Source organism: Paeniroseomonas aquatica (assembly GCF_030409335.1).
GTDB lineage: Bacteria > Pseudomonadota > Alphaproteobacteria > Acetobacterales > Acetobacteraceae > Belnapia > Belnapia aquatica.
This window is the reverse complement of the sequence record NZ_JAUFPN010000143.1, coordinates 18,588-38,866: the sequence shown is the minus strand read 5'-3', so window position 1 is coordinate 38,866 and position 20,279 is coordinate 18,588. Positions and strand designations below refer to the sequence as shown.

The 20,279-nt window shown below is 73.3% G+C and carries 19 protein-coding genes; 9 read left to right on the top strand and 10 right to left on the bottom strand.

From position 1 onward, the window contains the following. Window positions 1–141 precede the first annotated feature (141 nt). Window positions 142–1,182: a TRAP transporter substrate-binding protein DctP gene (gene dctP / locus QWZ14_RS13115; RefSeq protein ID WP_290317124.1), complete on the top strand. Its 1,041-nt coding sequence runs from the start codon at window positions 142–144 to the stop codon at window positions 1,180–1,182. A gap of 21 nt (window positions 1,183–1,203) precedes the next feature. Here dctP and QWZ14_RS13110 read toward each other — a convergent pair whose 3' ends face one another. Continuing rightward, the gene (locus tag QWZ14_RS13110; protein WP_290317123.1) at window positions 1,204–1,608 is read right to left on the bottom strand and encodes a nuclear transport factor 2 family protein; all 405 of its coding nucleotides are present in this window, start codon (window positions 1,606–1,608) and stop codon (window positions 1,204–1,206) included. 120 nt (window positions 1,609–1,728) lie between these two features. On the opposite strand from QWZ14_RS13110, the gene QWZ14_RS13105 reads away from it, so the two are divergent. The 3 genes from QWZ14_RS13105 to QWZ14_RS13095 are packed head-to-tail and all read left to right on the top strand — an operon-like array spanning window position 1,729 to window position 4,318. Beyond that, a complete protein-coding gene (locus QWZ14_RS13105) occupies window positions 1,729–2,691 on the top strand; it encodes a Bug family tripartite tricarboxylate transporter substrate binding protein (protein ID WP_290317122.1) in 963 nt (320 codons plus the stop codon). A 14-nt stretch (window positions 2,692–2,705) separates the two neighbouring features. After that, complete coding sequence (locus QWZ14_RS13100; protein WP_290317120.1) at window positions 2,706–3,596, top strand: isocitrate lyase/PEP mutase family protein; 891 nt, start codon at window positions 2,706–2,708, stop codon at window positions 3,594–3,596. After that, entirely contained in the window at window positions 3,593–4,318 is a 726-nt protein-coding gene (locus tag QWZ14_RS13095) for a haloacid dehalogenase type II (RefSeq protein WP_290317118.1), read from the top strand. Before QWZ14_RS13100 ends, QWZ14_RS13095 begins: the two co-directional genes overlap by 4 nt. A gap of 36 nt (window positions 4,319–4,354) precedes the next feature. On the opposite strand, the gene QWZ14_RS13090 is transcribed toward QWZ14_RS13095, so the two are convergent. The 3 genes from QWZ14_RS13090 to QWZ14_RS13080 all read right to left on the bottom strand — a co-directional run bounded on the left by QWZ14_RS13090 (window position 4,355) and on the right by QWZ14_RS13080 (window position 8,132). Continuing rightward, window positions 4,355–6,214 carry a carbohydrate-binding domain-containing protein gene (locus QWZ14_RS13090; protein ID WP_290317117.1) on the bottom strand — a complete coding sequence of 620 codons (1,860 nt, stop codon included), beginning with the start codon at window positions 6,212–6,214 and terminating at the stop codon, window positions 4,355–4,357. Window positions 6,215–6,333: 119 nt separating this feature from the next. After that, window positions 6,334–7,119 carry an NUDIX hydrolase gene (locus QWZ14_RS13085; RefSeq protein ID WP_290317116.1) on the bottom strand — a complete coding sequence of 262 codons (786 nt, stop codon included), beginning with the start codon at window positions 7,117–7,119 and terminating at the stop codon, window positions 6,334–6,336. Between the two features lie 5 nt (window positions 7,120–7,124). Beyond that, window positions 7,125–8,132 carry a Bug family tripartite tricarboxylate transporter substrate binding protein gene (locus QWZ14_RS13080; RefSeq protein WP_290317115.1) on the bottom strand — a complete coding sequence of 336 codons (1,008 nt, stop codon included), beginning with the start codon at window positions 8,130–8,132 and terminating at the stop codon, window positions 7,125–7,127. 130 nt (window positions 8,133–8,262) lie between these two features. On the opposite strand from QWZ14_RS13080, the gene QWZ14_RS13075 reads away from it, so the two are divergent. From QWZ14_RS13075 to QWZ14_RS13065, 3 genes are all read left to right on the top strand, one after another. Beyond that, complete coding sequence (locus QWZ14_RS13075) at window positions 8,263–8,982, top strand: DUF1028 domain-containing protein (protein WP_290317114.1); 720 nt, start codon at window positions 8,263–8,265, stop codon at window positions 8,980–8,982. Between the two features lie 100 nt (window positions 8,983–9,082). Beyond that, entirely contained in the window at window positions 9,083–9,877 is a 795-nt protein-coding gene (locus QWZ14_RS13070; protein WP_290317113.1) for a calcium-binding protein, read from the top strand. A 67-nt stretch (window positions 9,878–9,944) separates the two neighbouring features. Continuing rightward, complete coding sequence (locus tag QWZ14_RS13065) at window positions 9,945–11,021, top strand: tartrate dehydrogenase (protein WP_290317112.1); 1,077 nt, start codon at window positions 9,945–9,947, stop codon at window positions 11,019–11,021. A gap of 36 nt (window positions 11,022–11,057) precedes the next feature. Here the strand turns inward: QWZ14_RS13065 and QWZ14_RS13060 are convergent, their stop codons facing one another. The 3 genes from QWZ14_RS13060 to QWZ14_RS13050 all read right to left on the bottom strand — a co-directional run bounded on the left by QWZ14_RS13060 (window position 11,058) and on the right by QWZ14_RS13050 (window position 13,460). Then, window positions 11,058–11,714 carry a hypothetical protein gene (locus QWZ14_RS13060; RefSeq protein WP_290317111.1) on the bottom strand — a complete coding sequence of 219 codons (657 nt, stop codon included), beginning with the start codon at window positions 11,712–11,714 and terminating at the stop codon, window positions 11,058–11,060. A 91-nt stretch (window positions 11,715–11,805) separates the two neighbouring features. Beyond that, entirely contained in the window at window positions 11,806–12,294 is a 489-nt protein-coding gene (locus QWZ14_RS13055) for a MarR family winged helix-turn-helix transcriptional regulator (RefSeq protein WP_290317110.1), read from the bottom strand. Window positions 12,295–12,530: 236 nt separating this feature from the next. Continuing rightward, window positions 12,531–13,460, bottom strand: coding sequence for a class I SAM-dependent methyltransferase (locus QWZ14_RS13050; protein ID WP_290317109.1), 930 nt, complete (start codon window positions 13,458–13,460; stop codon window positions 12,531–12,533). Window positions 13,461–13,551: 91 nt separating this feature from the next. On the opposite strand from QWZ14_RS13050, the gene QWZ14_RS13045 reads away from it, so the two are divergent. Continuing rightward, window positions 13,552–14,730, top strand: coding sequence for a M20 aminoacylase family protein (locus QWZ14_RS13045; RefSeq protein WP_290317108.1), 1,179 nt, complete (start codon window positions 13,552–13,554; stop codon window positions 14,728–14,730). Window positions 14,731–14,808: 78 nt separating this feature from the next. Beyond that, window positions 14,809–16,770, top strand: a complete 1,962-nt coding sequence (locus QWZ14_RS13040; protein WP_290317107.1) for an AI-2E family transporter — start codon at window positions 14,809–14,811, stop codon at window positions 16,768–16,770. A 69-nt stretch (window positions 16,771–16,839) separates the two neighbouring features. Here the strand turns inward: QWZ14_RS13040 and QWZ14_RS13035 are convergent, their stop codons facing one another. The 3 genes from QWZ14_RS13035 to QWZ14_RS13025 all read right to left on the bottom strand — a co-directional run bounded on the left by QWZ14_RS13035 (window position 16,840) and on the right by QWZ14_RS13025 (window position 20,231). Then, entirely contained in the window at window positions 16,840–18,339 is a 1,500-nt protein-coding gene (locus tag QWZ14_RS13035) for an MFS transporter (protein ID WP_290317106.1), read from the bottom strand. Window positions 18,340–18,344: 5 nt separating this feature from the next. Next, entirely contained in the window at window positions 18,345–19,301 is a 957-nt protein-coding gene (locus QWZ14_RS13030; RefSeq protein ID WP_290317105.1) for an acetyl-CoA carboxylase carboxyltransferase subunit alpha, read from the bottom strand. A gap of 63 nt (window positions 19,302–19,364) precedes the next feature. Then, window positions 19,365–20,231 (bottom strand): TauD/TfdA dioxygenase family protein, encoded by an 867-nt coding sequence (locus QWZ14_RS13025; protein WP_290317104.1) that lies wholly within the window; start codon window positions 20,229–20,231, stop codon window positions 19,365–19,367. Between the last annotated feature and the right edge of the window lie 48 nt (window positions 20,232–20,279).

The following is a 20,279-nucleotide window of genomic DNA, read 5'->3' as shown; positions in this document are numbered from 1 at the left end:
CCGGCCATTGCATTCGCCGGAATTAGCGGCGATCAATCCCCCGGGGCCTGCGCGCCGGCCGCCATGCCGGCGGCCGCTGGCCGGCGGGGGTGGCACCGGATGTCGAGGCTGGGACGCGGCAGTCGAAGCGGAAGCTGGGCCATGACCCTGCTGCTCGGCCTGCTCGCCGCCGGGCCCGGCCGGGCGGAGGAGGCGCCGGGCCGGCCGCCGATCCCGCTCCGCGTCGTCGGCTTCTATGCCCATGCCGGGCTCTTCGCCGAATTCGAGGAGCCCTTCTGGGCCCGGGAGGTCCCCCGCATCACCGACGGCCGGCTCCTCCCCAGCATTGCCCCGCTGGAGACCACCGGCATCCGCGAATCGGAGCTGCTCTCCCTCATCCGCCTCGGCGTGCTGCCGGTGGCGACCGTGCCCCTGGCGCTCGCCGCCGGCGACGACCCGGAGCTCAGCATCGTCGACCTGCCCGGGCTGAACCCGGACATGGCGACGCTCCGCCGCAGCCTCGACCAGTGGCGCGACCACCTGGCGAGCGTGCTGGAGGAGCGCTACGACATCCGGCTGCTCGCGCTGCTGATCCCGACGACCCAGGTGGTCTTCTGCCGGGAGCCCTTCACCGGGCTCGGCGACCTCGCCGGCCGCCGCATCCGGGTCGGGGCCATCGGCCAGGCCGACCTGCTGGAGGCGGTGCACGCCGTCCCCCGCATGATGCCGCTGTCCGAGGTGGTCACCGCCCTCCGCGCCCGCAGCCTGGACTGCGCCATCACCGGCAGCCTGCCCGGCAACCGCATCGGCCTCGCCGCGGTGACCAGCCATGTCTCCCGGCTGCCGGTGAACTGGTTCGTCTCGGCCGTGGTGATGAACGGCGCCGTCTGGCGCAACCTGCCCGAGCCGGTGCGCGCCGCCCTCGCCACCGGCCTGGCGCGGATGGAGCAGGCGGTGCTCGCGGCCGCCGAGGTGAGCATCGAGGACGGCTTCGCCTGCAACGCCGGACGGCCCCGCTGCAGCGGCGGCAGCCGCGGCCAGATGGTCGTGGTGGACGAGGCCTGGGCGGAGCCGCAGCGCCGCCGCCTGCTGGAGACGGTGCTGCTGCCGCAGTGGCTGCGCCGCTGCGGCGCCGACTGCGCCGCGGTCTGGAACCGCATCGCCGCGCCGGCCCAGGGCATCTGGGCGAGGCCGGTGCCCTGAGCCCGGCCGCGGCGGGCGGCCTCAGCCCTCCCGGGTGTCGAAGCGGTAGACCTTGCTGACGATGCGCCAGCCCTCGCGCGTGCGGTTCAGCACCAGGTAGTCGGTGAAGTAGCGCGGCGGCAGCTGGCAGGCGACCTTCACCAGCGCGGTCTCCGGCCCGCTGATGTCCATCAGCAGGATCCGGTCGTCGCGCTCGAGGCCGCGGCTGGCGCCCGAGGGGCGGCTGCGCACCATCTCGAACCATTGCTCGCGCGGCAGGTCCTCCACCCCGCCGTCCTTCTCCCAGTACAGGTGCGAGACCGGGTGGAAGGCGGCGGCCAGCTTGGCCACGTCGCCCTCGTAGAGCCCGTCGAAATAGGTCTGGATCACCTGCTCGATCTCGGCGGCCGCGGTCTGGGCGGCCGGCTTTCCACTGGCGTCGGGCATGGTCTTCTCCTCCTTGGGGGTGGCCCATCCTGGCACGCCTGCCGGGGCTTCCGCATCCCGCCTCTTCCGGCACGGCGCCGCCCGGCCGATACTCCGGCCAAATCCCGGAGGAGACCATCCATGCGCCTCGGCCGCCGCAGCCTGCTGGCCGCCCCCCTCGCCTTGGCCACGCCTGCCCTGGCCCAGCCCGCCTGGCCCAGCCGGCCGGTCCGGCTGATCATCCCCTATGCCACCGGCGGCGGCACCGACCTGCTGGCGCGCGCCATCGGCGAGGCGCTGCGGCCGCTGCTGCCGCATCCGGTGGTGGTGGAGAACCGGGCCGGCGCCGCCGGCGTCGTCGGCACCGAGGTGGTCGCCCGGGCCGAGCCCGATGGCCATACGCTGACCGCCGTCGTCTCCACCCACATCATGAACCGCTACCACCTGACCCACCTGCCCTACGACCCGGTGACGGATTTCACCCCCGTCGCCATGCTGTCGCGCAACACCATGGTGCTGGCCGCCGGCACGGCGCAGCCCTTCGCCGACCTGGCGCAGATGGTCGCCTTCGCCCGGGCCAATCCGGGCCGGGTCGGCACCGGCAGCACCGAGGCGCTGTCCTCCTTCATCGGCCAGGAGCTCGCCCGCCGCACCGGCATCGAGACCCCCGATGTGCAGTACCGCTCCGGCGGCCAGCTGATGAACGACGTGGTCGCCGGCCACCTGCCGGTCGGCTGGACCAGCACCGCCAGCGCCACGCCGCACATGCAGACCGGGCGCGTGCGCATCCTCGCGGTCTCGACCGCGACGCGCACGCCCTTCTTCCCGGAGGTGCCGACCGCGCAGGAGCAGGGCGTGGCGGAGTTCGACCTCGCCGGCTGGGTCGGCCTGCTCGGCCCGGCAAAGCTGCCGGCCGCCATCGTCGGGCGGTTGAACGCGCTGCTGGGGCAGGCCTATGCCGACCCGGTGCTCAAGGGCCGCTTCACCGCCATGGGCATCGAGCCCGACCTCCGCCCCGGCCCCGCCCTGCTCGAGGCGATGCAGCACGAGGACCGCCTCTGGGCCGCCGCCGCCGCGGCCGGCCACATCCAACGCCAGCAATAGGAGCACCACCACCGATGGCCCATCCCAGCCTGAAATCCGCCTTCGCCGAGCGCCGCTTCATCGTCGCCCCCGGCATCTTCGACATGATCTCCGCCAAGGTCGCGGACGGCATGGGCTTCACCAGCCTCTACGTCACCGGCTTCGGCACGGTCGCCTCGCATCTCGGCGTGGCGGACGCCGGCATCGCCACCTACACCGACATGGTCGGCCGGGTCTCCACCTTCGCCCGCGGCTGCAAGACCCCCGTGATCGCCGATGCCGATACCGGCTACGGCGGGCTGCTGAACGTCCGCCACACCGTCATGGGCTACGAGGCCGGCGGCGTGACAGGCATCCAGCTCGAGGACCAGGAAATGCCGAAGAAATGCGGCCACACGCCCGGCCGCAAGGTGATCCCGGCCGAGGAGATGTGCCTGAAGATCAAGGTCGCCGTGGAGGCTCGGCGGGACCCCAATTTCCTCATCGTCGCCCGCACCGATGCCCGCACCACCCTCGGCCTCGATGAGGCGATCCGCCGCGGCCGCATGTTCGCCGATGCCGGCGCCGACGTGGTCTTCATCGAGAGCCCCGAGAGCGAGGCCGAGATGCAGGCCATCGGCAGGTCGATCGACAAGCCGCTGCTCGCCAACATGGTGGAAGGCGGCCGCACCCCCATCCTGCCCGCCGCGCGGCTGGCCGAGATCGGCTACGCCATCGCCATCTACCCCGCGGTCGGCTTCCTCAGCGTCGCCGCCGCGCTCGAGCGCGCCTTCTCCCACCTGAAGCAGCACGGCGACAGCAACGGCCTGCCGGCCAGCGAGAGCTACGGCTTCGGCCGCATCTGCGAGCTGATGGGCTTCCCCGAGGTCTGGGACTTCGACAAGAAATGGGCGCAAATTTCCCCCTTGGCGGAGGAGAAGCGGTGACCGGCTTCCCGGGCGTCAAGGCCCTCGTCTTCGACGTCTTCGGCACCGTCGTCGACTGGCGCGAGGGCGTGGCGCGCGAGGCCGCGCCCTTCCTGGCCAGGCACGGCCGCGGCGACCTCGACCCCCGCGCCTTCGCCGATGCCTGGCGGAAGCGCTACCAGCCCGGCATGGAGGAATGCCGCTCCGGCCGCCGCCCCTTCACCCGGCTCGACGTGCTGCACCGGGAGAACCTGGAGGCGGTGCTGCAGGACAACGGCATGGACCCCGCGACGGTCGGGGAGGCGGCGCTCGACGACCTCAACCGCGCCTGGCACCGGCTCGACCCCTGGCCCGAGGCCGTCGCCGGCCTCACCCGGCTGCGGCGGAAGTACATCCTGGCGCCGCTCTCGAACGGCAACATCGCGCTGCTGCTGAACATGGCCAAGCGCGCCGGCCTGCCGTGGGACGCCATCCTCGGCGCCGAGGTGGCCCAGGCCTACAAGCCGGACCCCCAAGCCTATCTCCGCACCGCCGAGGTGCTGGGCATCCGCCCCGATGAGCTCTGCCTGGTCGCCGCCCACAACGGCGACCTGCGGGCGGCGCGTGCCGCCGGCCTCGCCACCGCCTTCGTGCTGCGCCCGGGCGAGCATGGCCCGGGGCAGAAGACCGACACCCGCGCCGAGGACCCCTGGGACGTCGTCGCCCGCGACTTCCAGGACCTCGCCCACCAGCTCGGGCTGTAGCAGGTCCGGGGGGAGCATCGCTGCTCCCCCCGCGGCTCAGCCGATCGGGCCGGCGTCGGTGAAGCCGAAGCGCGCCGTGCCCGCCGACAGCAGCGCCTGCGCCGCCCCGTCGAGCGGCGTGCCGTCGTAGCTGGCGCCCTCGACGTAGAGGTTGCGGTCGTTGCCGCCGCCGTCCCAGGCATCGTTCAGGAAGCTGACCGCGACGCTGTGCCCGCCGGGCGACCAGTCGCCGTGCAGGGTGACGGCATCGGCCTGCCCGGCGCCGTGCGGCGCCCGCGCCGTCTGGGTGCCGCCGAGCTGCACGCCATCGACCGCGACGGTGTACTGCGCATCGCCGAGATAGGCATCCTGCGCGATCCGCAGCACCAGGCTGTCCGCGCCGGCGCCGACGGTGGTCGCCGCCCCGCCGGGCAGCGCCGTGGCGTCGGTGAAGCCGATCGCCGCGGTGCCGCTCGACAGCAGCTCCCGCGCCGCGCCGCCCAGTTCGGCGCCGTCGTAGCGGGCGCCCTCGACATGCAGGTTGCGGTCGGCGCCCGGGCCGTCATAGGCATCGTTCAGGAAGGTCACCACCGCCTGGTGCTGGCCAGGGCCCCAGTCGCCCCGCAGCGTCACCTGGTCGGCGGCGCCGCTGCCATGGGCCGCATGGGCGCTGAGCACGCCGCCGATCCGCACGCCGTCGACGCCGACCGTGTAGTGCGCATCGCCCTGGTAGGCATCCTGGGAGATCCGCAGCATCAGGCTGTCCGAGCCGCTGCCGACCGTGATCCGCACCGGCGTCCCCGGCGCGGCCCCGCCGCCGGTCGCCACCCCGGACGCCGGGGTCCAGACCGGCAGGCCCTGGTCGTCGTAGATCGCATGGCCCTCGCCCGGCTGGTCGAACCAGGCGATCCGGTCATGGCCATAGCCGTAGAACAGCAGCCCGTCCGCCGGCACCGCGGCGCCGAAATGCAGCAGCAGGGTATCGGCCGAGACCACCTCGGCATGGTCGGCGGCGAGGCTGCCGGCAGCACTGCGCACGCTCCAGCCGAGCCCCCGGGCGGCTGCCGCATCCAGCGTCCCGAAGCCGCCCGCCTGGTCCTGCAGCACCGTCACCAGCAGCGTATCCGCCGCCGCCATCCGCGCCCCGGTCACCTCCGGCCCGGCATCGTCGAGCCGGCCGCCGGCCTGCGCCACCGGCGAGCCCGGCCGGGCGTAGTCGGCCCATTCCTCGGCGACCGAGCGGGCCAGCCGCAGCGCGGTCTGCACCGTATCCGCCGCGGACATATGGGCATTGCCATAGGCCTGGCCGTTGTCCGATTCGCTGGGAAACTTGAAGCTCATGTCGATGTCGGCGGCCCGCGCCCCGACCCGGGCATGGAAGGCCGGGTCGGCGCTGAGCCCCTCCATCCCCGCCCGGATCGCCTGGGTCGCCCGGTCGTCGGCGCCGGAGAAGGGGATGGCGCTGACGAAGACATAGGGCGAATGCGCCACGTCCTTGCCCAGGGCCGCGCGGGTCCATTCGGCATCGGTGCGGACCGCGCTCTGCCACTCGGCGGTGCCGAGCCCGGCGTTCAGGCTGTCGTATTCGCTGTGCAGCCAGACCACCGCGGTCTCGGTCGCCTGCGGATGCGGATGCCCGGCGATGTAGGCCAGCAGGTCCTGCTCGTGCGACAGTGGCTGCCAGGCGCCGTCGCCGCCGCGCTGCACCCAGTCGCCGATGAAGGCGGTGCCGCCGTAGATGGTCCGGGAGCCCGGCGTGTACCAATCCGCCGTCAGCCGGATGGTGTCGGTGCCGCCGTCGAAGCCGAGCAGCCGCTGCACCTCCGACACCAGCGCCGCGGCCCCCGCCCCGCCGAATTCATCGCCGACGAGCAGATACGCATTCGACTGCCCGCGCAGCAGGATATCCAGTTCCATGTGACGGCCCCCACACCGGACAGTTGATCCGGCCATTCCACCCGGCAACCGAGGCTGGCATGGGGAACGGAGGTCGGTCGACCATGAAATTGCATACGATCCGATCCGGCAGCGATGCCTCACATCGCCCGGGTGCCCGCCGGGAACAGCGGCCCGCCGTAGCCGGCCTCAAGCGGAATCCGCAGCACCTTCCGCCCCTCGGCATCCGTCTCGATGCTGGGCTGCACCGTCACCACCGGCCGGGCGGCCGCGGTCGCCATGGCCGCCGCCACATCCGCCGCGCCGGCCAGCCGGGCGAGGTTCATGCGGGTCGGGAACAGCAGGGTGTGCTGGCCGGCATCCGCCTCCGCCAGCGCCTGGGCCGGCGGGATCCAGATGCTGTCCACCGCCTCCCGCCCGTCATGCGCGGCGGCATGGCCCATCGGCGCCGGGGCCAGGAAGAAGCGGGTGTCGAAGCGCTTCGGCAGGTCGGCGGGCGTGACCCAATGGGCGAAGGGCACCAGCGCGCCGACGTCGGGTACCAGCCCCTCCGCCTGCAGCAGCGCCGCGAAGCCGCGCGCCCCGGCGTTCAGCGCCTCGCGGTGCGCCGCCCCCACCGCGGCGCCCTGGGCCGGGTCGAGCGGCACGCCGCCGAGGGTGCGGGCCAGCAGCAGGCCGCATTCCTCGAAGGTCTCCCGCACCGCGGCCACCCGGAAGGCGCCGAGCGGATCCGCAGCCCCCGCCAGCCCGGCGGCGATCTCGGCATCCGCCGGCTCCACCCGCCCGCCGGGGAAGACCAGCGCGCCGGCGGCGAATTCGATGGCGCGGTGCCGCACCACCATGAAGATCTCGGGCCCCGCCGGCGCGTCGCGCAGCAGCAGCACGGTCGAGGCCGGGCGCGGGGTGGCCGGCTGCGCGTCGCTCATCGCGCTCACTCCGTCCGGATGCCGGCGGAGCGGATCAGCGGCGCCCAGCGGGCATGCTCGGCGGCGATGAAGGCGGCGAATTGCTCGGGCGTGCCGCCGACCACCTCGCCCGCCTGGGTCTGCTCGATCACCCGCCGCACCTCCGGCTGCTGCAGCACCGCGTTGAAGATGCGGGCCGCCGCCGCGGCCAGCTCGGGCGGCAGGCCGGCGGGGGCCAGGATGCCGTGCCAGACATTCGCCTCGAAGCCGCCGAGCGCCTCGGGCATCGCCTCCGCCACCGTCGGCACATCCGGCAGCAGCGCCACGCGGCGGCTTCCGGCGACCGCCAGCGCCCGCACCTTGCCCTCGCGGATGAAGGGCAGGCTGGTCGAGATGGTGATGATGCAGCTCTGGGTCTCGTTCGCCAGCAGGCTGCGCACCACCTCGGCGCCGCTGCGGTAGGGCACCGGGGTCATCTTCACCCCGGTCCGCTGCAGCATCAGCTCCTGCGCCAGATGCCCGGAATAGCCGATGCCCGGATGCGCATAGACCATGTCGCCCTGGCGGCGGGCCATGGCGATCAGCCCGGCGAGATCCGTCACCGGCAGCGCCGCCGGCACCACCACCACCAGCGGCAGGTTCACCAGGTGGCAGACCGGGGCGAAGGCCCGCATCGGGTCGTAGGCGAGGCTCGGCTGCAATTCCTTGCCGATGGCATTGGCGCCGAGGTCGGCCATCATCAGCGTCGCGCCATCCGGCTTCGCCTGGGCGACCACCGCCCCGGCGATGGTGCCGCCGGCGCCGCCGCGGTTCTCGACCACCAGGGTCTGGCCATTGGCCAGCGCGGGGAAGGCATTGGCCACGGTGCGGGAGAGGGTATCGATCGCCCCGCCGGCGCCGAAGGGCACCACCAGCCGCACCGGCCGGTCCGGCCAGGCCTGGCCCTGGGCGCGCGCCAGCCCCGGCGCCGCCAGGGCGGCCACCCCGCCCAGGACGGCGCGGCGGCCGACGCCCCGATACTGCGCTGCTGCCAACATAGCGATTCCTTCCCGGCTTTTTCGCGCCCAAACTGACGCCGGGCCGCCGGGCGCGCAACCATGGCCGGGCGGCCCGGCAGCGGCCGCGCAACGCCCGGCCGGACGCCGCGGCGGTAAGGGAGACCCCATGACCTGGTCCATTGTCGCGCATGACCCCGGGACGGGCGCCTTCGCGGTCGCCGTCGCCACCTGCGCCTTCGCCGTGGGCGCGAGCTGCCCCTTCGTGCGAACCGGCGTCGGGGCCGTCTCCACCCAGTCCATGACCAACCGCTACCTCGGCCCCGCCGTGCTGGACGCGATGGCGCGCGGCCTCTCCCCCGCCGCCGCCATCGAGAGCGCCCTGGCCGGGGACGAGGGCCGCGGCATCCGGCAGGTGCATGCGGTGGACCGGCACGGCCGCACCGCCGCCTGGACCGGGCAGAACTGCGTCGAGTGGTGCGGCGACCGGACCGGCCACGGCTTCTCCGTCGCCGGCAACATGCTGGCCGGCGAGGCGGTGCTGGCCGATACCGTCGCCGCCTTCGTCAGCCGCGACAACCTGCCGCTGGCGGAACGGCTGGTCGCGGCGCTCGACGCCGGGGATGCCGCCGGCGGCGACAAGCGCGGCCGACAGTCCGCCGCCCTGCTGCTGACCACCACGGAAGACTTCCCCGATATCAACCTCCGAGTCGACGACCATGCCGAGCCCCTGCTCGAGCTGCGCCGCCTGCTCGGCCTCTGGCGCCGGGACCGCGAGCCGGGGCTGCGCGACCAGCCCCGCCGGGCCAATCCCTCCGGCTGGGTGGACCTCGACGCGATCGAGGCGAGCTGGCGCAGCAAGGGCATCTCGCTCCGCTTCCGGCGCTGAGCCGGCCAATTCGCCACCATGTGCAGTAGCCATTCGCCCGAATTTCGCCTATAAGGTGTTTTTTGTATACAAAACACACCTTGAAGGGGAATCCCAGCTCATGCGTATTCGTGGCACCGCCGGCAACGACGTCCTGCTGGGCGACATCGCCGACAGCATCATCATCGCCGGCGCCGGCAATGACCTGATCTACGGGGACGGCCTGAACGGGCCCTATGCGCCGATCTTCCCCGAGCCCGGCCCCGGCCCGGTGATCTACGGCAACACCATCGACGCCGGCACCGGCAACGACACCGTCCATGCCGGCTACGGCGCGGATTCCGTCATCGGTGGCGACGGCGACGACCTGATCTTCGGCTACGGCGTCATCGCCGCCGACAACCCCATCCGCGCCGCCCAGGCCCGCGACAGCGACCTGGCCGATACCCTCAATGGCGGCACCGGCAACGACAGCCTCCACGGCGGCGGCGGCGCCGACCTCCTGATCGGCGGCAAGGGCAACGACCTGCTGAATGGCGGCGTCGGCGCCGATACCCTGACCGGCGGCACCGGCCACGACATCTTCCAGTTCGGCGCCATGGACACCCGCGCGCGGATGCCGAGCTTCGACACCAGGGGCGACGTGGTCACCGACTTCCGTCACGCCGAGGACCTGCTGGACCTCACCCCCTTCCTCGCCAATTTCTCGACGCCGCCCGCCGCGGTCTTCCTCGGCACCGGGGCCTTCGTCGACGGGACCAGCTTCCAGGTCCGCTACGCCGTCGCAGACGGCAATACCCTGGTCGAGATCTTCGCCCCGGTCTTCACCGCCCCGACCCCGCCGGCCCATGGCAATGCCAGCTTCACCCTGCTCGGCGCGCATGCGCTGGCCGCCTCGGACTTCATCCTGGGCTGAGCTTGCCCCGGCCCCTGGCCATGGCTAAAGCCATGGCCAGGACCAAGAGCCGGGGGAAAGCCAAGCCATGCGCCACCTGAAGATCGCCGCCATCGGCGGCGACGGCATCGGCCCCGAGGTCATCGCCGCCGGCTGCCGCGTGCTCGAGGCCGCCGCCGCCGCCGACGGCGGCTTCGCCTGCGAATTCCAGCACTTCGACTGGGGCAGCGCGATGTACCGCGCCTCCGGCAAGATGATGCCCGACGACGGCCTCAGGCAGCTCGAGGGCTGCGACGCCATCTTCTTCGGCGCCGTCGGCGCCCCCGACATCCCCGACCACATCACCCTCTGGGAGCTGCGCCTGGCGATCTGCCAGGGCTTCGACCAATACGCCAACGTCCGCCCGACCCGCATGCTGCCGGGCATCAGGGGCCCGCTGCGCGACGAGCTCGCGCGGCAGATCGACTGGGTCATCGTGCGGGAGAACTCCGAGGGCGAGTATGCCGGCGTCGGCGGCCGCGCCCATCGCGGGTTGCCGATCGAGGTCGGCATGGATGTCGCCGTCTTCACCCGCGCCGGCATCGAGCGGATCTGCCGCCACGCCTGCGAGATCGCCATGTCCCGCCCGCGCAGGCTGCTGACCGTCGTCACGAAATCCAACGCCCAGCGCCACGGCATGGTGATGTGGGACGAGGTCTGCGCCTCCGTCACCGCGAACTACCCGGAGCTCACCGTCGACAAGATGCTGGTCGATGCCATGACCGCGCGGATGGTGATGAAGCCCGGCAGCATCGACACGGTCGTCGCCACCAACCTGCATGCCGACATCCTCTCCGACCTCGCCTCGGCGCTGGCCGGGTCGCTCGGCATCGGCGCCACCGGCAACATCGACCCCGAGCGCCGCCGCCCCTCGATGTTCGAGCCGATCCACGGCTCGGCCTTCGACATCACGGGCAAGGGCATCGCCAATCCGCTCGGGTCCTTCTGGACCGCGGCGATGCTGCTCGACCACCTGGGCGAGCCGCGCGCCGCCGCCCGCATCATGGCCGCGGTCGAGGCGGTCACCGCCCGCGGCACCGGCCTGCCGCCCGACCTCGGCGGCACCGCGACAACCGCGGAGGTGACCGAGGCGGTGATCGCCGCGCTCGCCGGCGCCAATGCCTGAGGCGAAGGGCCGGGCCGCGCGGCCCGGCCGCCGGCGCTACCGGACCGTGTAGTTGGTCAGGGCGCACATGTTCATGTTGCGCCGCTCCTGCGACTCGCCGCCCTGCCAGACCACCCGGATGTCGTAGCTGCACTCGCCCTGCGGCAGCCGCACCGCGAAGGTGGTGCCGGGCTGCACGACCTCGTCGCCCAGCCGGTCCGGGCCCCAGTTCTGCTGCGAGGAGGGGGAGGCGTAGAATTCCTCGATCACCCGCCCGCTCTGGTTGACCAGGTTGAAGGAGGGATTGCCCTGCTGCTGGCTGCCCGGCTGCGGCCGCGCCTGGCCGTTCCCCTGTGGCCCCGCCGTCCGCGGCGGCGGCGCCACCCCGCCGCCCAGCACCAGGTCCACCAACTGGCAGGTGTTGAGGTTGCGCCGCTCCTCGGCGCTGCCGCCCTGGTAGACGATCCGCACGTCGTAATTGCAGTTCCCGTCGGCCGGCAGCCGGACGATGTGCAGCCCGCCCGGGCGGATTACCTCCGTGCCCAGCCGGTCCTGGCCCCAGCTCCGCTCGTTCGACGGGGAGGCATAGACCTCGTTCACCACATTCGCGGTGTTGTTGACCACCCGGAAGGAGGGATCGCTGGTCTGCGCTCCCGAGGGCCCGATCCAGGCCAGCAGGCCCAGCACGGCAGCCAGCAACACGCGACGCGACATGGCACTCTCCTCAAGGCAAGCGCCACAGCCTAGCCCGGCCGGCTCCGCTTCGGCCATAGGTTGCACGGCCGGCCCGCGCGTCGCCGCCGCGTCAATCCGGGCCCTCGGCCTCCGGCCCCGCCCCCATGGCGGCCAGCCGCGCCTCGAGCGTCTCCAGCAGCCGGACCAGCGCGGCGCGCTCGGGCGGGGCGAGGCCGGCCAGCAGCTCCGCCTCGAGGCCGCGGGCCAGCGGCACGATGCCGGCATGGACGCGCTGGCCGGCCTCGGTCAGGGCCAGGCGCTGGACCCGCCGGTCGGCGGCGTCGCCCTCCCGCCGCAGCAGCCCGCGCCGCAGCAGCGCCTGCACCGCGCGGCTGACCTTCACCTTGTCCATCGCCGTGCGCTCGACCACCGCCGTCGCCGAGAGCCCGCCGAAGCGGCCGACCACCGCCAGCACCCGCCATTCGGCGATGCTCACCCCGAAGGCGGCCGAGTAGCGCCGGGCGAAGAGCCGCGAGGTCCGGTTGGTCACCAGCGAGAGCCGGTAGGGCAGGAATTCCTCGAGCGCGAAATCCCCCGGCGCGCCGGCCTCTGGCTGCATCCCCATCCTCCTGCCCCGGCCGGGCAAACCGGTTGCACCGTCCCGGCCGGTACGCTATAGGAATATTTGCCGCAACCGGCAGTCCGGTCCGGGCGGTGCCGGCCGGGGCGGGACTGAAGCGCCCAGCCCCTCAATTCTGTCGGCGGGATCCAGCCATATCAACGGCTTGATCCTCAAGAGTTGAGGAGATTTGAGCCGAATTGAGCGGAATTGAGGGTAAAATTCAGGGTCCTGCCCTACCGCCGCATCCGCACTTCGAGCACTGCCCGCGCCACGAGGTCGTCCGCCAGGGGCCGCATCGCATCCGGATGCGGCCGGTGCGGCCCCTTCGGCCGGCGCGGCCAGACCACCGCCTCGGGCACCTCCACCGTGAAGCCGGCATGGCGGAAGCGCCCGACCATGGCCGAGAGCCCCAGCCGGTTCACGTAGATCCCGGCCTTGCCCACCAGGGCGCTGGCCCAGAAGCTGTCGCTGAAGCGCAGGTGCTGCAGCCCGCCGCCGAGGTGGTCCTGGAAGTCGATCCGGTGGATGCCGACCCCGTCCGGCGCCGTCACCCGCCGCAGCTGCGCCAGCAGCGGCGCCAGGTCGGACCGGCGCACGTGCTCGAGCACCGCCTCGCTCACCACCAGGTCGACCGCCCCGTCCGGGATGGCCGCCAGCACCTCGGGCCCCCCGAGCAGCAGGCTCGCCTGGCAGCGGCGGAGGATCGCCGTCCGGTCGGCGCAGCCGGTCAGGTCCGGCACCGGCACGCCGTGGCTGCGCGCCAGGGTCGCCACCGCCAGATAGGCGCCCGGATCGGCCGGCGCCGCGTCGGAGGGATCGACGAACCAGACATGCTCGAGCCCCAGCCCGGCCAGCACCGGCGCCCGCAGCACCATCCGCCCCGGGCCCACCTCCAGCAGGGTGCGCGGCCGCCGGCCCATCAGCCGCGTCGCCTCCGCCAGCCAGGCCGGCGGCGCGTTGAGCAGCTTGGCCGGGTCGCCGGCCTCGAAGGAGGGCCGCGCCAGCCCCAGCCGCCGCGCCCGGCCGCCGTGGACGCCGACCGCCGCCAGCCCCAGCTTGACGCCGAGCTTCACCCACCAGGGCACCGGCGCGCCGCGCGCCAGCCCGTCCGGCGCCGGGACCACATGCTGTGGCCGGGCCATTTCCTCGCTACGTTGTTCCATGGTCCGCAGTTGACCCGCTACTGCCGTAGACATAGCGCAATACGCCCGGCCATGCCGAGCCAATCTGCCCTCGGCCGCACAGGAGACGCATTTGAGCCCGATCGAACGGATCCGCCGCTACCAGGACGAGCTGACCGCCTGGCGGCGGGACTTCCACGCCCATCCCGAGACCGGCTTCGAGGAGCACCGCACCAGCGCCCTGGTGGCCGAGCGGCTGGAGGCCATGGGCATCGAGGTCCATCGCGGCATCGGCCGCACCGGCGTGGTGGGCATCCTCCGCAACGGCCGCGGCAACCGCGCCATCGGGCTGCGCGCCGACATGGATGCGCTCGAGATGCCGGAGGCCAACGACTTCGCCCATAAATCCACCAATCCCGGCAAGATGCACGGCTGCGGCCATGACGGCCACACCACCATGCTGCTCGGCGCCGCCCGCTACCTGGCCGAGACGAAGAATTTCGAGGGCACCGTCCACTTCATCTTCCAGCCGGCCGAGGAAGGCCAGGGCGGCGCCCAGGCGATGGTCGCCGACGGGCTGTTCGAGCGCTTCCCCTGCGATTCGGTCTATGGGCTGCACAACCGCCCGGGCATGCCGGTCGGCCACTACGGCATCCGCGCCGGCGCCATGATGGCCGGCTGCGGCTTCTTCGACCTGCACATCCACGGCAAGGGCGGCCATGGCGCGCGCCCCGAGAGCACGGTCGATCCCGTGGTCTGCGGCGCCGCCATCGTCTCGGCCTTCCAGTCCATCATCGGCCGCAACGTCGCGCCGAACGACACCGGCGTGGTCAGCGTCACCGGCTTCACCGCCGGCACCGCCTACAACGTCATCCCCGAGACGGTCTCGCTCCGCGGCACCGTCCGCGCCTTCCGCACCGAGACCATGGCGCTGATCGAGGCGCGGATGCGGGCGCTGGCCGGCAGCATCGCCACCGGCTTCGGCGCGACCGCCGAGCTCGACTTCCGCGAGGTGACGGTGCCGGTGGTCAATGGCGTCGAGCAGACCGCCCTCATCGCCGATGCCGCCGCCGCCATGGTGGGGGAGGCGCATGTCGACCGCGCCCGCATCCCCGCCATGGGCTCGGAGGATTTCTCCTACATGCTGGCCGAGCGGCCGGGCGCCTATATCCTGGTCGGCAACGGCGAGGGCGCGGCCGGCGGCTGCGAGGTCCACAACCCCGCCTACGACTTCAACGACGCCGCCATCCCCTACGGCGCCGGCATCCTCGCCGCGGTGGTGGAGAAGGAGCTGGCCGGCCACGACAGGTAGTTGCACGAAACGATCGCCGCGGCAGGGCGTTCCGCCTCGCAGGTCAACTCCGGCCTGTCCTCGCGGAACCCCTGGCCTATGGCAGATGCCCCGACAAGCCCTCCCTCCGGTGCCTCCTCCGCCGCCACGCCATCGGCCGGCCCACCCAACCGGGCCGCGTCGCTGACCCGGGGGCTGGCCGCGGCCGGCGCCCCCGGCTCGGGGATGGAGATGCTCCAGGGCGCGCTGCTGGTCATGGCGGTGCTGTACTTCGGCCAGGAGCTGCTGGTGCCGCTGGTGCTGGCGGTGCTGCTGTCCTTCGTGCTGGCACCGGTGGTCCGCGGGCTGCGCCGCGTCGCCATCCCGCGGCCGGTCGCCGTGGTCGTCACCGTGCTGCTGGCCTGCGCCATCTTCCTCGGCATCGGCGCCCTGGTCGGCCGCCAGGCCAGCCTGCTGGCGGAGAACCTGCCCACCTACCAGGCGACGATCGGCCAGAAGCTCTCGGGGCTGCAGAGCGCCGGCGGGCTGCTCGACCGGGTCAGCGGCGCGGTCCAGGCCATGGGCCGCGGCATCGGCAACGAGGGCGAGGCGCCGGCCAAGGCCTCCCCCACCTCGCGGACCGAAGCCCCGGCCCCCATCCCGGTCGAGGTGCATGCCCCCGACCCGACCGCGATGGAGATGCTGCGCCGTGTCGCCGAGCCGCTGATCGGCCCGCTGGCAACCGCCGGCATCGTGGTCATCCTGGTGATCTTCATCCTGCTCTACCGGGAGGATCTGCGCGACCGGCTCATCCGCCTGGCCGGGGCACGCGACCTGCACCGGACCATGGCGGCGATGGACGACGCCGCCTATCGCCTCTCCCGCTTCTTCCTGGCGCAGACCGGCATGAACACCGCCTTCGGCCTGCTCATCTCCGGGGCGCTCTGGCTGATCGGCGTGCCCAACCCGCTGCTCTGGGGCTTCGTCGCGGCGCTGATGCGCTTCGTGCCCTTCATCGGCGTCTTCGTCACCGTCACCGGGCCGATCCTGATGGCCCTGGCGGTGGATCCCGGCTGGACCATGCTGGTCTGGGTGCTGGTGCTCTTCGGGGTCAGCGAGCTGCTGATGGGCCAGGTCTTCGAGCCGCTGGTCTTCGGCCATTCGACCGGCCTCTCGCCCATCGCCGTCATCGCCGCCGCCACCTTCTGGACCTGGCTCTGGGGCCCGATCGGGTTGTTGCTGGCGGTGCCGCTGACGGTCTGCCTGGTGGTGCTGGGCCGGCATGTCGAGCGGCTGGAATTCCTCGAGGTCATGCTGGGCGACCAGCCGCCGCTCGACCCGGAGGAGACCTTCTACCAGCGAGCGCTCGCCGGCGACGCCAGCGCCCTGGCCGAGCAGGCCGAGCGCTGCCTCAAGGAGAAGCCCCTGGCCGAATACCTCGACGCCGTCGCCCTGCCGGCGCTGCGGCTGGCCCAGGCCGATGCGGTGCACGGCACGCTGCAGCCGGAGCGGCGGGAGGCGCTGGTGCGCAGCGTCGAGCTGCTGGTCGAGGACCTGGAGGAGGAGGAAGATCCGGAGCCGGCCGCCGGCGAGCCGCCGCCGCCGCCGCTGCCGGCCGCCTGGCATGCGCCGGGCGCCGTGCTCTGCCTGCACGGTCGCGGCCCCTTCGATGCCCTGGCCGCCAGCATGCTGGCCCAGGTGCTGGCCCGGCGCGGCTTCGGCGTGCAGACCGGCGGCCCCGCCGCGGAGGTGGCGCCGAAGCTGATGGTGCTCTGCCTGCTCGAGGGCGGCAGCAGCAGCGCCACCGCCCGCTACCTGCTGCGCCGGGCGCGGCGGCGGATGCCCGGCGTGCCCGCCATCGCCCTGGCCTGGACGCCGACCGGCGGCAACGACGGCGACGGCGCCCTTGCCCGGGCGCTGCGGGCGGAGGCGGAGGCCGGCCCGCTGCAGCTGGCGATCAGCCTGGTGGAGGCGCTCGACCTCGCGGCCGAGGCGGCCGGGACCGCCACGCCGGCCGTGGCCACGCCGGTCGCCCCGCCCGAGCCGCCGCCGCCGCTTGGCCTGGCCGCCGCGCCGGCCTGAGCCGCGGCGCCCGGCGCCGGAGCAACACGCCGCAGCGGGCTCCGTGCGCCGAAGCGGGCGGAGACCGCGCTAGACGATGCGCTGCAGCGGCACCCGGCTGGCCAGCCAGCTGCCGGCCGCCGCCATGGCCGCGGCGCCGAGGAAGGCGGCGCGGAAGGCCTCCCCCAGCCCGCCGCGCAGCGCCGCCTGGGCTTCGGCCGGCAGGGTCGCCAGCAGCCCGGGGCCGGTCTGCACCAGCCGGGCGAAATGCGCCGCGACCGTCGCGTCGCCCGCCGCCAGGGTGCCGAAGAGCAGCGCGCCCAGCACCGCCGTCGCCACCGCCGCGCCGAGGGTGCGGGAGAATTGCACCGAGGCCGCGGCCGCCCCAAGCCGCCCCGGGCCGCCCGCCACCTGCACGGTGATCTGCACCACCGGGTAGGAGCAGCCGAAGCCCACCGCCACCACCCCGAACAGCCCGGCCACGCCCCAGTCCGGCAGGCCGCCGGCCAGCAGCGCGATGGCCGCCAGCGCCGCCGCTGCCAGGGCGAGGCCGAAGGTGGCGAAGGGCATGCCGATGCCGGTCCGGGTCATCAGCCAGCCCGAGGACAGCCCGCCGATCGCCCCGCCGAGCGACAGCGGCAGCAGCAGCACCCCGGCCTGCACCGCCGAGGCGCCGCGGACGCTCTGCAGGTAGATCGGCAGGAACGTGAGCAGCGCGATCAGCGCGCCATGGGCGCAGGCGGTCATCAGGTTGCTGCGCAGCACGGTGGGCTCGGCCAGCAGCGGCAGCGGCAGCAGCGGGTCGCGCACCCGGCGCTCCTGCCGCAGCAGCAGGACCAGGGACAGCGCCGCCACCGCCGCCAGCCCGGCCGCTGCCGGCAGCGCCGAGAGCCGCAGCTTCTGCACCTGCGACAGCGCCATCAGCGCCGGGGCGACGAAGCCGGCGAAGAGCAGCACCCCCGGCAGGTCGAAGCGGAAGCCGGCCTGGCGGGCGCGGGAGAGCCCCTCCGGCCGGGCCGGGATGCGCAGCGCCAGCGGCACCGCGACCGCGATCCAGGGCAGCAGCACCCAGAAGACCGCGCGCCAGCCGAAATGCTCGGTCATGAAGCCGCCGGTGATCGGGCCGAGGCAGGAGGCGGTGGTGAAGCTGGCGACGATATAGGCCTGGAAGCGGCCGCGCTCGCGCGGCGGCACCGCCTCGCCGATCAGCGCCATGGCGAGGGTCGCCATCCCGCCGCCGGCGAAGCCCTGGATCAGCCGGCCGAGGATCAGCACGCCGAAGCTCGGCGCCGCGGCCGAGAGGGCGGCGCCCAGCGCCGCCAGCCCCAGCGCCACCAGCAGCAGGCGGCGGCGGCCGAAGACATCGCCCAGCCGGCCGAAGACCGGGGCGGCGATGGTCGCCGCGATGAGATAGGCGACCACCACCCAGGAGAGGTGCTCGACCGCGCCGAGCGAGCCGGCGATGGCCGGCAGGGCAGTGGCGACGATGGTCTGGTCGATGGCCGAGAGGATGATCGCCGGGGCGACGCCGGGGAAGGTGAGGAAGAAGGCCCGGCGCATCTCGGCCGGCGACATGCGCGGCTCGGCCATGGCCGTCAGACCACGCTGTTCCGGCCCATCTCCAGGAATTTCTCCCGCCGCCGGGCGCGCAGCGTGGCGCCGTCGAGCGCCAGCAGCGGCTCCAGCAGCCCCCAGACCTTGTCGCCGACGGCCGCCAGCGTCGCCGCGGTGTCGCGGTGCGCCCCGCCCATCGGCTCCGGCACCACGGCATCGACGATGTTCAGCCGGCGCAGATCCTCGGCGGTCAGCTTCAGCGCCTCGGCCGCGGTCGCCGCCTGGGCGGCGTCGCGCCACAGGATGCTGGCGCAGCCCTCGGGGCTGATGACCGAATAGATGCTGTGCTCCAGCATCAGGATGCGGTCGGCCGCCGCCAGCGCGATGGCGCCGCCCGAGCCGCCCTCGCCGATGATGGTGGCGACGAAGGGCACCGGGGCGTCGAGGCAGGCCTCGATCGAGCGGGCGATGGCCTCGGACTGGCCGCGCGCCTCGGCCTCGATGCCCGGGAAGGCGCCGGCGGTATCGACGAAGCTCAGGATCGGCAGGTTGAAGCGGCTGGCCAGCTCGATGATGCGCCGCGCCTTGCGGTAGCCCTCCGGCCGGGCCATGCCGAAATTGTGGATGACCCGGCTTTCGGTATCGGAGCCCTTCTCGGTGCCGAGCACCGCGACGGCGCGGCCACGGAAGCGGCCGAGGCCGCCGATCACCGCGGCATCGTCGGCGAAGGCGCGGTCGCCGGCGAGCGGGGTCCATTCCTCGATCAGCGCGGCGATGTAATCGAGGCATTTGGGCCGGTCCGGGTGGCGGGCGACCAGCGTCTTCTGCCAGGGCGTCAGCTTGCCGTAGGTGGTGCGCAACAGGGCCTGGGCCTTGTCGCGCATGCGGCCGACCTCCTCGGCCACGTCGATCCCGCCGGCATCCGAGGTCCGCCGCAGCTCCTCGATCTTGCCCTCGAGCTCGGCGATCGGTTTTTCGAAGTCCAGGAAGTGGCGCATGCCCGGCGGGTTAGCCGAAATCCGGGGCGGCGGAAAGCGCCCCCGGAACTTCCGCGCCGGGGCTCAGGCGCCCGCGACCGTCGTCCGGTGCATCAGGCGCTGGTACTTCTCGTGGTCGAAGAGCGTCGCCGTGTGCAACAGGCAGCGGTTGTCCCAGATCACCAGGTCGCCGGCCCGCCAGCGGTGGCGGTAGATGTACGTCTCCTGGGCGGCATGGGCCATCAGCCCCTCGATCAGCGCCCGGCCGGCCGCGGCGTCCATGCCCTCGACATGGCTGATGACGGCGGGGCAGAGGAACAGCGACTTCACCCCGGTGACCGGATGGGTGCGGACCAGCGGCTGCGAGACCGGCGGCCATTTGGCGGTCTGCGCCTCGGTCAGCGGCGGGCGGTCGGGGTTGTGGCGGCGGCCCCATTCGGCCAGCGTCGCCAGGGAATGCACGCAGCGCAGGCCGTCGATGTCGGCCTTGGTCGCCTCGGGCAGCCCGGCATAGGCGCCGGCGGCATCGATGAACCAAGTCTCGCCGCCCTCGGGCGGGCAGATCACGCCGTAGAACAGCGAGGCCGCGCTGGGGATCTCGCGGTAGCTGCTGTCGGCGTGCCACTGCTCGATGCCGCGGGCGAAATTGGCCTTCAGCACCCCGTCCACGGTCCAGTTGCCGACGCAGAAGATCTCCGGGTGGGTGTCGAGCATGGCGCGGGTCTGCGAATGCAGCTCGAGCGGGCCCATGCGGCGGCTGAACTCGACCTGCGCGGTCGGATTGAAGGGCACGTCGCGCACCAGCAGCAGGTGGTGGCGGTGGAAGGCATCGAGGTAGGCGGAGAACTCCGCCTCCGGCAGGTCGCCGGCGATGCGCAGGCCGCGCAATTCGGCACCGAAGCTCTCGCCGAGCGGATGCTCCTCGATGCGGGGGGAAACCATCATGTCCATGGCCGGGTGGCCTCCGGGGCAGTGCTGCGCTGGCCGGGTGACTGGCGG

Coding starts and splice junctions, on each gene's coding strand:
- QWZ14_RS13070 (WP_290317113.1), top strand. CDS start 9,083: ATGCGTATTCGTGGCACCGCCGGCAACGACGTCCTGCTGGGCGACATC.
- QWZ14_RS13100 (WP_290317120.1), top strand. CDS start 2,706: ATGGCCCATCCCAGCCTGAAATCCGCCTTCGCCGAGCGCCGCTTCATC.
- QWZ14_RS13040 (WP_290317107.1), top strand. CDS start 14,809: ATGGCAGATGCCCCGACAAGCCCTCCCTCCGGTGCCTCCTCCGCCGCC.
- QWZ14_RS13085 (WP_290317116.1), bottom strand. CDS start 7,119: ATGAGCGACGCGCAGCCGGCCACCCCGCGCCCGGCCTCGACCGTGCTG.
- QWZ14_RS13050 (WP_290317109.1), bottom strand. CDS start 13,460: ATGGAACAACGTAGCGAGGAAATGGCCCGGCCACAGCATGTGGTCCCG.
- QWZ14_RS13030 (WP_290317105.1), bottom strand. CDS start 19,301: ATGCGCCACTTCCTGGACTTCGAAAAACCGATCGCCGAGCTCGAGGGC.
- QWZ14_RS13105 (WP_290317122.1), top strand. CDS start 1,729: ATGCGCCTCGGCCGCCGCAGCCTGCTGGCCGCCCCCCTCGCCTTGGCC.
- QWZ14_RS13110 (WP_290317123.1), bottom strand. CDS start 1,608: ATGCCCGACGCCAGTGGAAAGCCGGCCGCCCAGACCGCGGCCGCCGAG.
- QWZ14_RS13065 (WP_290317112.1), top strand. CDS start 9,945: ATGCGCCACCTGAAGATCGCCGCCATCGGCGGCGACGGCATCGGCCCC.
- QWZ14_RS13035 (WP_290317106.1), bottom strand. CDS start 18,339: ATGGCCGAGCCGCGCATGTCGCCGGCCGAGATGCGCCGGGCCTTCTTC.
- QWZ14_RS13075 (WP_290317114.1), top strand. CDS start 8,263: ATGACCTGGTCCATTGTCGCGCATGACCCCGGGACGGGCGCCTTCGCG.
- QWZ14_RS13060 (WP_290317111.1), bottom strand. CDS start 11,714: ATGTCGCGTCGCGTGTTGCTGGCTGCCGTGCTGGGCCTGCTGGCCTGG.
- QWZ14_RS13025 (WP_290317104.1), bottom strand. CDS start 20,231: ATGGACATGATGGTTTCCCCCCGCATCGAGGAGCATCCGCTCGGCGAG.
- dctP (WP_290317124.1), top strand. CDS start 142: ATGACCCTGCTGCTCGGCCTGCTCGCCGCCGGGCCCGGCCGGGCGGAG.
- QWZ14_RS13090 (WP_290317117.1), bottom strand. CDS start 6,214: ATGGAACTGGATATCCTGCTGCGCGGGCAGTCGAATGCGTATCTGCTC.
- QWZ14_RS13055 (WP_290317110.1), bottom strand. CDS start 12,294: ATGCAGCCAGAGGCCGGCGCGCCGGGGGATTTCGCGCTCGAGGAATTC.